12 protein-coding genes are annotated in these 12,732 nt (G+C 68.0%); 6 read left to right on the top strand and 6 right to left on the bottom strand.

What is annotated here, in order from left to right; translation table 11 throughout:
* Window positions 1-8: 8 nt before the first annotated feature.
* On the bottom strand, window positions 9-836 hold the full coding sequence (locus NI25_RS36990) for a helix-turn-helix transcriptional regulator (RefSeq protein WP_061446661.1): 828 nt from the start codon (window positions 834-836) through the stop codon (window positions 9-11).
* A gap of 162 nt (window positions 837-998) precedes the next feature.
* Between NI25_RS36990 and NI25_RS36985 the strand changes: the two genes are divergently transcribed.
* The 3 genes from NI25_RS36985 (at window position 999) to NI25_RS36975 (ending at window position 4,324) form a co-directional block, all read left to right on the top strand.
* Complete coding sequence (locus tag NI25_RS36985) at window positions 999-1,406, top strand: nuclear transport factor 2 family protein (protein ID WP_233520825.1); 408 nt, start codon at window positions 999-1,001, stop codon at window positions 1,404-1,406.
* Entirely contained in the window at window positions 1,406-2,248 is an 843-nt protein-coding gene (locus NI25_RS36980) for an NAD(P)H-binding protein (protein ID WP_061446659.1), read from the top strand. Before NI25_RS36985 ends, NI25_RS36980 begins: the two co-directional genes overlap by 1 nt.
* 867 nt (window positions 2,249-3,115) lie before the next feature.
* Window positions 3,116-4,324 (top strand): IS256 family transposase, encoded by a 1,209-nt coding sequence (locus NI25_RS36975; protein ID WP_078884823.1) that lies wholly within the window; start codon window positions 3,116-3,118, stop codon window positions 4,322-4,324.
* A gap of 87 nt (window positions 4,325-4,411) precedes the next feature.
* On the opposite strand, the gene NI25_RS36970 is transcribed toward NI25_RS36975, so the two are convergent.
* Window positions 4,412-5,056 carry a GNAT family N-acetyltransferase gene (locus tag NI25_RS36970; RefSeq protein ID WP_061446657.1) on the bottom strand — a complete coding sequence of 215 codons (645 nt, stop codon included), beginning with the start codon at window positions 5,054-5,056 and terminating at the stop codon, window positions 4,412-4,414.
* A 661-nt stretch (window positions 5,057-5,717) separates the two neighbouring features.
* Complete coding sequence (locus NI25_RS36965) at window positions 5,718-6,233, bottom strand: DinB family protein (protein ID WP_061446656.1); 516 nt, start codon at window positions 6,231-6,233, stop codon at window positions 5,718-5,720.
* A gap of 150 nt (window positions 6,234-6,383) precedes the next feature.
* Between NI25_RS36965 and NI25_RS40430 the strand changes: the two genes are divergently transcribed.
* The 3 genes from NI25_RS40430 to NI25_RS38145 all read left to right on the top strand — a co-directional run bounded on the left by NI25_RS40430 (window position 6,384) and on the right by NI25_RS38145 (window position 9,975).
* On the top strand, window positions 6,384-7,217 hold the full coding sequence (locus NI25_RS40430) for a helix-turn-helix domain-containing protein (RefSeq protein WP_233520824.1): 834 nt from the start codon (window positions 6,384-6,386) through the stop codon (window positions 7,215-7,217).
* A gap of 52 nt (window positions 7,218-7,269) precedes the next feature.
* Window positions 7,270-8,202, top strand: a complete 933-nt coding sequence (locus tag NI25_RS36960) for an SDR family NAD(P)-dependent oxidoreductase (RefSeq protein ID WP_107071982.1) — start codon at window positions 7,270-7,272, stop codon at window positions 8,200-8,202.
* Window positions 8,203-8,727: 525 nt separating this feature from the next.
* Window positions 8,728-9,975, top strand: coding sequence for a peptidoglycan DD-metalloendopeptidase family protein (locus tag NI25_RS38145; RefSeq protein WP_233520823.1), 1,248 nt, complete (start codon window positions 8,728-8,730; stop codon window positions 9,973-9,975).
* A gap of 552 nt (window positions 9,976-10,527) precedes the next feature.
* Here NI25_RS38145 and NI25_RS36950 read toward each other — a convergent pair.
* The 3 genes from NI25_RS36950 to NI25_RS36940 all read right to left on the bottom strand — a co-directional run bounded on the left by NI25_RS36950 (window position 10,528) and on the right by NI25_RS36940 (window position 12,728).
* Window positions 10,528-10,899, bottom strand: a complete 372-nt coding sequence (locus tag NI25_RS36950; protein WP_233520868.1) for a hypothetical protein — start codon at window positions 10,897-10,899, stop codon at window positions 10,528-10,530.
* A 45-nt stretch (window positions 10,900-10,944) separates the two neighbouring features.
* A protein-coding gene (locus tag NI25_RS38140; protein WP_420710689.1) for an IS5 family transposase occupies window positions 10,945-11,762 on the bottom strand; the annotation gives its coding sequence in 2 pieces (ribosomal slippage) (window positions 10,945-11,399 and window positions 11,399-11,762; 819 coding nt in all).
* A 72-nt stretch (window positions 11,763-11,834) separates the two neighbouring features.
* A complete protein-coding gene (locus NI25_RS36940; RefSeq protein WP_061446654.1) occupies window positions 11,835-12,728 on the bottom strand; it encodes an NmrA/HSCARG family protein in 894 nt (297 codons plus the stop codon).
* Window positions 12,729-12,732 lie beyond the last annotated feature (4 nt).

The raw sequence follows: 12,732 nt of genomic DNA, 5'->3' as shown, positions 1-12,732 counted from the left end.
GGAAGCGGTCAAAGGCTCTTCAATGCAGCGGCGCTGGGGCTGCCAGCTTCTGCCGTGTACATCACCAAGGAGAAACCCGAGCCGGGCAGGCTGAGGGTGTGCCGGTCGATTTCGAGTTCGCCCAGTGTGGGGTGATGCAGGTTTTTTCGCACGCAGGGTACGGGGCGCACAGCATGTCTGCGCCAGCTGCTCGCGAAATTCGGATCGTGGGTCGCGAATTCGTTGATCAGCTCCGCGAGCACGTTGTCTGTGGGGTACAGGAGGCTGGCTGCGCGCAATTGAGCGGCTACCTGCTGAGAGAAATCGGCCTCCGAACCGGGCGCGCCGGCGCAGAGGGTGCCACGGAATCTCGTTGAGATGCGCGTGAGGTTGCGCTCGTCGGGTGTGAGACGAGAGAAGTCCGTGATCAGCGCTGCAGCTGCTGCGTTCCAGGCGACGATGTCCTGCCGATCGTTGACGATGTAGGCAGGGATGCCGTCGAGTCTGCCGAGCAACTGTTGGGCGTCCTCAGGCACGTGCTCCGGCGCACCGTCGTTCTCTGCCGGCAGCACCTGTCCGGCCAGGCGGGCCAGATGGTCACGCTCTGCTTCAGTGAGCTGGAGAGCCGTCGCCAGCGCGGACAGCACTTGCGGTGAAGGCCGGGGCGCCCGTGCCTGTTCCAGTCGTTCGTAGTAGCTCACTGACACCTGCGCCAGGGCGGCTACCTCCTCGCGGCGCAATCCGGGTGTGCGACGGACACGCCGACTTGGTGGAAGCGCCATCTCGGCCTGCACGTCTTCTGGTCGCAGGTCCTCACGGCGGCGGCGGAGAAAGTCTGCGAGTTCCTGGCTGCTCACTCTTCCATGCTGTCACAGGAGGGGCGGCTGAGCCTCGCACTGTTGGTCCGGGGCTTAGCCGTCCGTTCCGCGTCCGCACACCTGCTGTGCATGGTGGTCCAGTCGGTTTGTTGACTACGAGGAGGAATGGTGCACAGCACGCCTGAGGAGACTTTTCACCGCATGGTCGACCTGCTGCTGGCCAAAGACATGAATGCCGTGGCAGATCTGTGGGCCCCTGACGGAATTGCGGAATTCCCTTTCGCAGCCGGGAGCTCCCCTCGCGTTCTCCGCGGACGTGAGGAGGTACGCGCCTACCTCGCTCACTATCCGGAGCTGATGGACATGAAGGAGGTGGCCGCGCTTACCGTGCGGCCCACGGAGCAAACGGACACCGTCGTGGTGGAGTGGACGGCCACCGGCCGCACCGTGGCCACCTCCCAGCCCTACGTCCTGGACTACATCGTCGTTCTCACGGTCCGCGACGGGCAGATCGCTCTGTTCCGGGACTACTGGAGCCCGTTGTCGGCGGCCGCCGCTGCCGGGAATCTCGCCGGGCTGATTGACTCACTTGGAAGGAAGGACGCCTGATGTCCGGAGTGCTCGTGACCGGAGGGACCGGCAAGACCGGCAAGACGCTGGTGCAAGTGCTCCGCAACGCCGGTGTGCGGGCTCGGGTCGCCAGCCGGAACCCAGCCGCAGCCGACCCCGATCCGATCCGCTTCGACTGGAATGACCCGACCACATACGGACCTGCGCTCGACGGGATGGACCGGGTCTTCCTGCTTCCGCCGGTGGAGAGTGTGGACCCGCTGCCGCTGGTCGAGCCCTTCCTGCGCCAAGCACAGCGGGCCGGTATCCAGCGCCTCGTCATGCTCGGCTCCGCGATAGTTCTGCCGAGCGCCCCCAGCGCCGTGGAAATGGCCGCTCAGGTTCAGGCCCAGCCCGGAGGTGTCGTACTCCGCGCGTCCGGCTTCATGCAGAACTTCCTGCGCCCGCACCCACTGGCCGAGCACATCCATCGACTCGGTGAGATCCGTACGGCAGCCGGTGACGGCAAACTCGGGTGGGTCGATGCGCGGGACATCGCGGCCAGTGCTGCCGCGCTATTGGCCGACCTGGAGGTGGAAGCTCGAAGCGACTACCTGATCACCGGGCCGCACGGGATGAGCTATCCACAGGCCGCGCGGATCATCACCGCGCAGACCGGCAAACAGGTTCGGGTGCGGCGTATTACGGAGGAGGAACAGGCTGCCGCCCACCGTGCCTCCGGAATGCCGACCGAGTTCGCAGACGCCCTTGCCGCCGTCGAGCGCGGAATCAAGGAGGGACGTGAAGACCAGGTCAGCACTGCGGTGCTCGAACTGACCGGCCGTCCGCCGCGCGCCTTCGCCGAATTCGTCTCCGATCACGCGTACGAGTGGACCCAGTAGTACCTGAACAGCAGCGAAGTGCGCCGACCACTCGCCCAGACGAACGGCATCGACCGATTCGGCAGACCGCGTTTCGTTCCGACGTTCCGCAGTCCCCGACTGCATCTTGCGGTTCAGCACCACGCCGGAGATCCACTGCCAACTCCCCGACAGCTGCCAACTCCTCGACAGCTGCCAGCTGCTCCGACGACAACTAGTCGATCCCCATACAACGCAAACCCGCCGCGAGTGCGCAAACCGCGTCAGTCTCGGGGGCCGCCAGCGCCCGAAATCACACGCCGTCAAAGAATCTGTCGGCAGAGCCGGGTTCCCGGGTGCCTTCCTGCCGGCCTCTCAGGTCGACGAGGTCGCCGTGCGCAAGGGATCGAGCCAGCTGGTGAGGAACGCCAGGCTCCTGCGCGAGGTGCTCAGCTGAGGGCGGCGGTGCCCGCAGCGCCTACTGCAAACACGAGGGCTGGCCACCAGGCGACGACCGGGCGGCCAGCCCGCACGACGTGGGAGCCGGCATGAGGGGCCGGAATCTGACCGCCTCGACCTCAGCGGGCACTGCAGGACTCGTTCATCCGCAGTCCGTGCTGGTCGCCGTCCGGCGCCGGGCGGCGAGGCAGGCGCTCAAGTCGGATGCCGCGCGTTGGTGCCACTGTTCTGCCGTGATCGCGTGTATGCCGGTGACCGAGGCCAGGACGGCAGGCGGTAGGTCGTGGGCGGAGGAATGCTCAGAACCTGTGGATCAGCTCGGGAGGGCGTACCTTCCCGGGTGATTGATCGATAGGTGACCGGGCAAGGCCGACGTAGCAGCGTCGGTCGGGAAGGCGCGCCCTGTGCTCACCGTAGTCAACGAGGGACGGCACCACGCGAGACGGCTCTCTGCTGGACGAGATCGTCCGGGAGGGCGCAAGGCGGATGCTGGCCGCCGCTCTGGAAGCAGAAGTCGACGCCTATGTTGCCGAGTTGGCCCACGAGCGGAACGACATGGGGCGGCGCCTGTTGGTCCGCAACGGCTACCACCAACCCCGGAAGGTCGCCACCGCCGCCGGCGTGATCGAGGTGAAGGCTCCGCGGGTGAACGACAAGCGCGTCGACGGGACCACCGGTGAACGCAAGCGGTTCTCCTCGGCGATCCTGCCACCCCGGTGCCGCAAGTCGCCGAAGATTGCCGAGGTGCTGCCGCTGCTCTACCTGCACGGCCTGTCCTCCGGGGACTTCGCGCCCGCGCTGGAACAATTCCTCGGCTCCTCCGCCGGGCTCTCGTCGGCCACCGTCACTCGGCTGACCACCCAGTGGCAGGCCGACCACGCCGCCTTCCGGGAGTGTGACCTGTCCGGCACCGACTACGTCTACGTCTGGGTCGACGGCATCCACCTGCGCATACGCCTGGACGAAGCCAAGGCCGCCGTCCTGGTGGTCATCGGCGTGCGCGCGGACGGCACCAAGGAACTGGTGGCCATGGCCGACGGCTACCGGGAATCGCCCGAGTCGTGGGCCGGGCTGCTGCGGGACTGCGCAAGGCGGGACATGCGCGCGCCCGTGCCGGCGGTCGGCGATGGCGCTCTCGGGTTCTGGAAGGCCCTGCGCGAGGTCTTCCCCACCACCCGCGAGCAGAGGTGCTGGGTTCACGAAACCGCCAATGTCCTCGACGCCATGCCGAAATCGGCCCAGCCGGCGGCGAAGAAGGCGGTCCAGGACATCTACAACGCCGAGGACCGCGAGCACGCCGAGCAGGCGATCAAGACGTTCACCCAGCTCCACAGTGCGAAGTTCCCCAAGGCCGTCAAGAAGATCACCGACGACCAGGACGTGCTGCTGGAGTTCTACAACTACCCGGACGAGCACTGGAGCCACCTACGGACCACCAACCCGATCGAGTCGACCTTCGCCACCGTCCGGCTCCGTACCAAGATCACCAAGGGCGCCGGCTCCCGCGCCGCCGGCCTGGCGATGGTGATCAAGCTCGTCGAGCCGGCCCAAGCACGTTGGCGGGCGGTCAACGGTGCCCACCTCGTGCCGCTCGTCTGCGCCGGAGCCCCCTTCGAACCCGGCCAGCTCGTCGAGCGCCCCGAAGCGGTGGCCGCGTGAAGCGCCCGACGCGCGGTAAACGAGCTGTCTGCTGGGCGGCTACTGTTGCGCGTCGCCGGCCAGACTGCGGAAGGTCGGCCGGCGCTGCTACGGGTGACCGCGTCGGGTCGAGGGCCCTGCCGGATCCGGTGCTGGGTGCAGGTCCAGCATCATGTCGAGCGACAGGGAACCGTCCGCCTCGGTGAAGAAGCCGACCGGTTGGAAGCCGTTCTTCTTGTAGTAGCGGATGGCGCGAGGGTTGTCGGCGCGGACGCCGCCCCACAGGATGATCCTTGTCCTGCCAAGCAGTCGTGCGACCTCCGTGACAAGCGGGAAGGCGAGCGTCCCGACGCCTCGGCCCTGGTAGCCGTCAGCCAGAGTGGGGCCGAAGCGGCAGTCAGTTGTCTCGGCGAGGCGGATGCCCGCGTCCTGGTAGCGCGCGATGTCCCCAGGAGTCAGAGCGAGGCTGAATTCGAGCAGGCCGACGATCCTGCCGGACGGCACATCCTCGAGCACCAGCCTGAGCTTGTCGTAGCGCGCGATCGCGTCACACAGCTCCCGGGCGGTCGCAAGGTCGTACCCGCCGAATGTACTGAAGCGCCTCGATTCGGAGGACAGTGCATCGAGGAACTCGGCCAATTGCCCCGCGTCGGCGTGCGTCAGGGGGCGGAGGATGACATCCGAACCGCCATGAGGTTTCAGACGGCTTGTCAGGCGAAGGGGATCCTCAGCAATCTCCGTCAGCGTAAGCACCCCGGCAGCCTCTCTCCGAACCGGCTTCGAGGAGACAACCTACCGACTCCCGAGATTCCGTAAGAACGATTAATCCATGCTGGGACGGCACCGTGATCCACAACTCTTGACAATTGCTCTCGTGGGCGAGGCCGAGGCAAGCTTCCCTGGACTAGCCTCACAGGCGCCGACGCGGCGGCGGTCTCATGGTCTGGTGCGAGTTGCTCGACCAGGTGTCGAACGGTGGGGGCAGAGAAAGAGGCCGGCGGTCCAGGAGGGATCGGTTGCCGGCGGAATCTGGTCGGATGTCGTTGCTGGTGAGAGCGACGATCCGGTTCAGGGGCCGGCATAGAGGTGGACGAGCGCGCCCGCGCCCCTGACGTCGAGTGGCAGCTGGTCGTCGTGCAGGCACTGCCGGGGCGCGTCCTAGTGGACGTCTTCGTCGAGGCCGGCGGGATCCGTTGCCGCGTCGAGCTGCTCAGACAAGGAAGTCGCGAACGTTGTACCGGGTGCTCATGCCGCCGACCAGTCAGTTGCCCACGTACCCCTGTCCGACGGTGTCGAGGGTTTGGCCGCGTTCTCCGGCCCACGACGGTTCGACAAGCGTGCCTACGTCTTCCACGGCACGATCACCGTCGCAGCGATCCGACTGTGGCTCAGCTCGCCATCCGCATGGCAGGTATCAGGCGCCGGTCCGCCCGTCGACGAGCTCACGCACGACATCGAGGTGGCCGTTGTGGCGGGACGTCTCCTCAATGAGGTGGAGGATCACCCACCGGAGGTCGACGTGGCGGCCGTCGCTGATGGAACGCTTGGCCCTTGCGTCCAGGTCGTGGTCGGACACCAGGCGACGGTAGCGGGCGCTCTGCTCCTCGTACTCGGCAAGAAGCTGGGGCAACGGGATATCGACTGCTGTCCGCATCTCAGGGTCGGGATCGTCGTCGGTCGCCTCGTTGAGCGGCCCCGCGAGCTCCTCGCCCAGAAACATCACTTGGAACCAGTAGTACTCGACCCAACGCAGATGGCTGATCAGCCCGCACACCGTCATCAGCGGTGAACTCGGGATCGGGGCCTTGCGGGCGTCTTCGGCGGACACGCCCTCACACTTGGCTCGCGCGGTGTCACGAGCGTAGTTCAGGAAGGTGACCAGCTGTGTACGCTCGTCCCACGTAGGAGGCGTGTCGGTTCGTTGAGTCATCGCGAGGAGTTTCCCGCAACCCGGAACGGGTGTCGATCCAATTGATCGGAAGCACCGTCAGTCCACATCACCGGCTGTGCTCGGGGAGTCTGGGACGATGCGCCGGACAGGGCCTGGTGACCTGAGTCGGAGATTCGTCGTTGGTTCGGTATGAGCCGTCCGGGCCCGAAGATTCCGCCGTTGTCGTCGGCCGATGCCCAGCGGGCCGTGCTGGAGTGGTGGGTGCGTCGCCGCACAACGGCCCAGGCTCTGGCCCAGCGATCAAGGATCGTGTTGGAATGCGCCGAGGGGCGCTCGGTCACGGAAGTGACACGCCGGCTGCGGGTCAGTCCGGACACGGTCCGCTCCTGGCGGCGGCGTTTCATCGAACGCGGCCTGGACGGTCTGTGTGACGAGCCGCGGCCCGGCTTCCCGCGGAAGATCACCGACACGGACGTCGAGCGGGTCGTCGTCAAGACGCTGGAGGAAAAGCCGAAGAACGCCGCCTCCTGGTCGACCAGGCCGATGGCGGCGGCCACCGGCCTGTCGCAGTCGGCGATCTCGCGGATCTGGGCGGGCGTTCGCACTCGCGCCGCACCGCACGCGGACTTTCAAGCTGTCCACAGACCCCTTTGTTCATGGGCAACGTCCGTGACGTCGGCGGCCTGTATCGCAACAACCAGTAGCGGCTTCGTCCCGGGGCCCTCGGACTCGCCGTCTGCCTTCGGCGGTCCGGTGGCTCGACGACGAGTCCGGCCAGCCCATCGCATCGAGTGCGTGCTCCGCGGTGAACGGGACACTCCGCGAACCGCAGGGCCGCCGCGTGCCTGCCGGTGCCGGGTGGTCTCCCGTTCAGTCGGCGGACGAGCGCCCGAGCTTGCCGGCTGCACACTGTGTCCGGCGGCGTCAGGGAGACCACGGGTGCTGCGGTCTTCTGCGTGTCGGCCTCTGCTCTTCCCTGTCGGATCGTTGTCGGGGATATGTCGGTGGCCAGTGATGCCATGAAAGCGGGTTGCTCCGCCGGGCAGCCGCTGTCGCACCTCACAGGAGGCCCACCGTGTCCCAGCCCCGCTCCGCCGCCGACCGCGTGTACTTGGTCACCGGCGCCAACGCAGGTATCGGGTACTTCACCGCCGAGCAACTGGCCGGCACCGGCGCCACGGTCGTCTTGGGCAGCCGGAGCGCCGAACGGGCCGAGTCCGCCATGGACTCGATCCGCGCACGGGTGCCCGGTGCGCGGGTGCGGTCAGTGACCCTTGACCTCGCCGACCTGGGCTCACTCCGGGAGACTGCGGCTTCCCTGGATGTCGAGTGCCTCGACGCGGTGGTCCACAACGCCGGCGTCCTCCTCGAAGAGGCGGAGCGCAAGCTGACGGTGGACGGCAACGAGATCCATTTCGGCACCAACCACCTCGGACACTTCACGCTGACCCACTGGCTGATGCCGCTGCTGGAAGCCGCGCCAGGCGCCCGCGTCGTGACCGTCGGCAGCTTCGCCGCCAAGTCCGAGCGACTGGACCTGGACGATCTGCAGTCCCGGGCCGGATACCAGGCCAAGCGCACCTACGCCCGGTCGAAGCTGGCCCAGATGTACTTCGGCCTGGAGCTCGATCGCCGGCTGCGCGCCGCGGGCAGCGCAGTGACCAGCGTGGTGGTCCACCCCGGCGGAGCGCTGGACTCCCTCACCCCGTCGCGGCCGCCCGTCCACGTACGGAACGCGGGGGCGATGTTGCGCGCGGCGCCCGCCGCCCTCGTTCTTCAGGGCAAGCACGCCGGCGCCCGACCCGCGGCCCGGGCGGTCCTCGACCCCCGTATCGCCGGGGGCGAACTGTGGGGCCCGCGCGTCTTCGGGCTCCGGGGCCGCCCACACCGCGAGCGACTGTGGGCCCAGCTGGAGGAGGCCGAAACAGCGCGCCGGCTGTGGGACGCGAGCACAGAGCTGACCGGCGTCGACCCCTCCGCCAACTACACCTCGCGCGAGGGCTCCTGAGGCATCCTCAGGTCCTGGACCTCAGCGGACAGGACCCTGCCCCTCCGGCACCGGAAGAGCCGTCACCGGGACCCGCTGGTCTGGCACTCCGTCCCCGTCCGGGGGACGCGCTGCCCTCGGGCACGGGAATTGCGCCGCGGCCCTGTCAAAGGGCTGCAGGTGTAGCTGGGTGACAAGACCCGGCGGCGGAGGGCACGTCCCGGGACTGAGTCGTGCCAGGGGTGTATGAGCCGGCGGCGGTCAAGGAGTTCACGCGTCACGTTGTACGCACTCCTCCGGACATCTTGGCATGCGCATGTAACGGACAGGTCACGGCAGAGGTGCCTCGGTCTGCCCTGTGGAGACGATTACAGGCGTCGGCAGGACCCCTTGCCTGTCGATGTCCCGGCGGATTCCGGTGGCGTTCGCCGGGCACCCAACGGCGCGCGATGCCGGATCACACACCACGGAGGTCCAACGTTGCAGACCAGCAGGCGCCGCGGCGCCGTCCGCGCGCTTCTCACGGGGGCTCTGGCCCTTGGCCTCGTGTCCGTCACCACCGCCACGACTCGGGCGGCCGAACCCGCTACGACCGGAGCGCTGTCCCTCACCGCCCAGGCTGCCGCGGATGCGGACTGCTCCGGATCGGTGTCGATCTACGGAGCGCTGGCCGACGGCCGTCTGACCTACTCCCAGATCGATCCCTCGAGCGGCGACCGGCTCAAGACACTGGTGGGACCCGACCTCGGCTTCGTCCCGAAGGCGATGGCGACACTGAACTTCAACACCGTGCTGGCCACCGACAGCGCGGGCACGCTCTACCGGATCGACGTGAGAACCAACAACCTCTCGCTGGCCCTGATGAGCGCGCCGGTGCAGATCGGTACCGGCTGGACGCACGACAAGCTCGTGTACGACGGACATGGCCACCTGTACGGGACCGCCGGAGGAATGCTGATCCAGTACCTGGTCTCCCAGCCCAAGCCGGCCGGATCCCAACACATCGGCCAGCGCCGTGAAATCGGCACCGGTTTCGTCCTGAAGACGCTCGCCTCGACGGGTGACGACCGGCTGCTCGCGAACACCGCGGACGGGCGGCTCATCGAGTACCGGATCGACAGCGCGGGCGCCTGGTCGAGCAAACTGCTGGCGTCGGCCGACTGGTCGGGCTTCGAGAAGCTGCTCTCCCCCGGCGGCGGTCTCTACTACGGTGTGACGTCGGCCGGCGGCATGTACTGGTACCAGGACATGAATCCCACCGACGGCTCCGGGAGCGACATCGTCTACCACAACGACGACCCGGTCGACACCTCCGGCTGGACCCAGACCCTGCTGTCCGCCGAGCCGGAGACCGCCGTCTGCACGGGCCGCAACTACGCGTACGTGCTGCCCCGGTCCGCGGTTCCCCGCAGTGAATTGGACGACCCCCACCACGACTACGCAGCCATCGACATACAGGTACCGATCGGCACACCGGTGTACGCGGTCACGCGCGGCACGGTCGGCTACATCGACGGCGGCTTCGGCAACGGCATCACCCTGACGAGCGCCGACGGTACGACCTACATCTACGGCCACCTCGACTCGCGGGGCGTCGCCGCGGGGACCGTGGTGACACCCGGCCAGTACCTCGGGGAGTCCGGGAACACGGGACAGTCCACCGGACCGCACCTCCACTTCGAGATCCGGATCGGCGGGGTGAAGCACTGTCCGCAGCCGCTGCTCCTCGCTCTGTACGACGGCCAGACCCCTCCGACGCCCAGCAGCCTCCCCACCAGCGGCTGTTCGTACTGACCGGCTGGCGGGCCGGCTCGGTCCGGGTGCCCGGCGGGGGGAGTCGCGTGGCGGTGCACTGGCAAGTGGCTGCCGCGCGAGGGTGACCTCGACCGGGAGGCTGGGGCAGTTCGCCGTGGTCCGGGTAACAGTGTCACGTTCTTCCTGGTCGACGGCGAGCTGCCGGCGGAGCTTGGTGGCGATCCAGTCGGTGAAGTAACTGGCAGTGGTACGGCTGGTACCGGGGCGGCCGCTCGGCCGGGTCCTGGTCTGCCGTGGACCGGTTGGTGGCCGCGGTGACCGCGATCAGGGACCGGTCGTCGCCGAGGTCGTTGGCGTGGGCCTCGCAGTTCCTTCCCGGTTCAGGCGGAGGTGCTGGAGCCTCAACTCCCAACCAGGGTACGAGGTGGTCGAGGTCCAGGGCGCTGGCGGAGTTGACGTAGGTGTTGCTGTAGGCGCTGTACCACTGGCCACCGGACGGCTTGAGGCGAGCGTCCTGCTCCAGAGCGACGAACGCCTCGGCCTTCAGGGTCTCGCTGCGGATAACGTCGCCCAGAGTTGTAGGTGATCACCTCAGCCGACGGCATCAGGTGCTGAGGGCGGCGAGTCGATGGTCAGGACTGGTAGGCCGTGCTCCTGGGGCCACCCGGGTCGCCACCGGCTGAGCCACTCGGTGAAGCCTTCTCGTAGGTACTGGGGATCCACCGGTTTCAGTCGAATCTGCGGCCGTTCATCAACCCACCAGACCTCAAACTCGGACTCGGTGCCCACGATCGGCCACCGAGTGCCATCTTCCGGCAGCAACAGCACGTCAACGAAGCCGCCGACGACGAGTCCGATGTCCACGACAACGCCGATCGTGCCAGGTCTTGGCACCTGGACCACCCTTCCGGAGAAGCGCTGCCCGAAGTGCAGCCGACGACGTGCCTCCTCCCACTCCTGCATGCTCACCACAAGGCCATCCTCCCAGGGCATGAGCCCTTAGAGGTCCTAACAAAGGCGTTGGACGTGGCGGTGGGTGATCAGGCAGGTGGCGAGGCCGAGGAATGCTTCGTGGATGTCGTCGCGTCGTTCCCAGCGGATGCGTAGGCGGCGGAAGCCGTGGAGCCAGGCGATCGTGCGCTCGACGACGTAGCGGAAGATGCCCAGGCCGGTGCCGTGTGGCTCGCCCCGTCTGGCGATCACGGGCCGGATGCCGCGCTGCCAGAGCTGGCGGCGGTAGATGTCGTGGTCGTAGCCGCGGTCGGCCAGCAGAGCGTCCGGCCGCCGGCGGGGCCTGCCGACCCGGCCCGCGACGGGCGGGATCTTGTCGAGGAGGGGCAGCAGCTGGGTGACGTCATTGCGGTTGCCGCCGGTCAGCGATACCGCGAGCGGGATGCCCTGACCATCGACGATGAGGTGGTGCTTGCTGCCCGGCCGTGCGCGGTCGACCGGGCTCGGTCCGCTTTTGGGCCCCGTCGGGCAGCCCGCACGTGCGAGGAGTCGATCACCGCCCGTTCCCAGTCCAGCCGGTCCTTCGACCGCAGCTCGTTCAGCAGCAGCTGGTGGAGCTGGTCCCAGACGCCGGCCTCGTTCCAGGACGCAAGGCGCCGCCAGCAGGTCATGCCCGAGCCGAAGCCGAGTTCCTGAGGGAGGTACTCCCACTGGATGCCGGTGTGCAGGACGAAGAGGATTCCGCACAGGGCCTGCCGGTCCGGCACCCGCGGTCTGCCCTGGACCTTCTTCGGACCTGGCGTCGGCAGCAACGGCTCGACCAGCGACCACAGTTCATCCGACACGATCCACGGCCGCGACTGACGGTTTCCCATGCCCAGACCTACGAGCGGAGAGGCCGACAGTCTCATGATCAGCAGCTTTTGTTAGAGCCAGTTAGGCAGCCTTCAGGGTGAGGGTGCCACGTTTGTGGGCGCGGTCCAGCCGGTGGCTCGGATCCACTCGGCCAGGTCCAGGGTGGCCGGCTCGATCGCGCGCACCATCGCGGGGTCCGCAGGGTGTTCCGCCGCCTGCGCGAACTCGCGGAACATCACCCTGTCGAGATCGTTGGGAAGCACGCTCACCGGGAGGGCCTCGTATCGTGCCGGGAGCCCGGCGTGCGCGCCGAACGCCGCGGCGATCTGCGGGCCCGTCAGCTCGTCGCCCACGAGCTCGACGGCTCCGCCGGGTGCCTGGGCGGTGCCGAGCAGGAGCGCGGCGGCGACCCGGCCGATGTCCCTGACCGAGATCATCTTCAGGGGAACGTCCTCCGGCAGCGGCATCCTCAGCACGATCTCCCCGTGCTCCAGGCTCGGTGCCAGCACGCTCGCGAAGTTCTCCATGAAGGCGGTCGCGCGGACCATCGAGGCCCTGAGACCGGACTTCCTCAGGTGCTCCTCGATCGCGTGCTTCGAGTCGTGGTGCGGCACACCCGACTCCCGGTCCGCGCCGAAGACCGAGTTGAACACGACGTGCGGGACGCCCGCCTCGACCGCCGCGTCGACGAGCGCGGTACCGATGCGGACCTCCGCCTCGACCTCTTCGAGGCTGTTCGCCTCCGGGGTCATGAAGTAGAACGCCTCGACCCCCGCCAGCGCGGCGGCCGACGACGCCGGGTCTTCGGCCCGGACGGCCGCCAGCTCGACGCCGCGGGCGGCCAGCGCCTGAGCCCGGTCGGACCGCGGATCGCGGACCAGGGCCCGCACCCGCGCCTTGTGGTCCAGCAGCGCGTCGACCACCGCCCCGCCCTGCTGCCCCGTCGCGCCGAAAACTGCGATCGTGCCGGTCGTCTGTGCGCTCATCGCT

Source organism: Streptomyces sp. CCM_MD2014, assembly GCF_000772045.1.
Classification (GTDB): Bacteria; Actinomycetota; Actinomycetes; order Streptomycetales; family Streptomycetaceae; genus Streptomyces; species Streptomyces salinarius.
The sequence above is the reverse complement of the archived record's forward strand: the minus strand, read 5'-3'. Positions and strand labels throughout refer to the sequence as shown.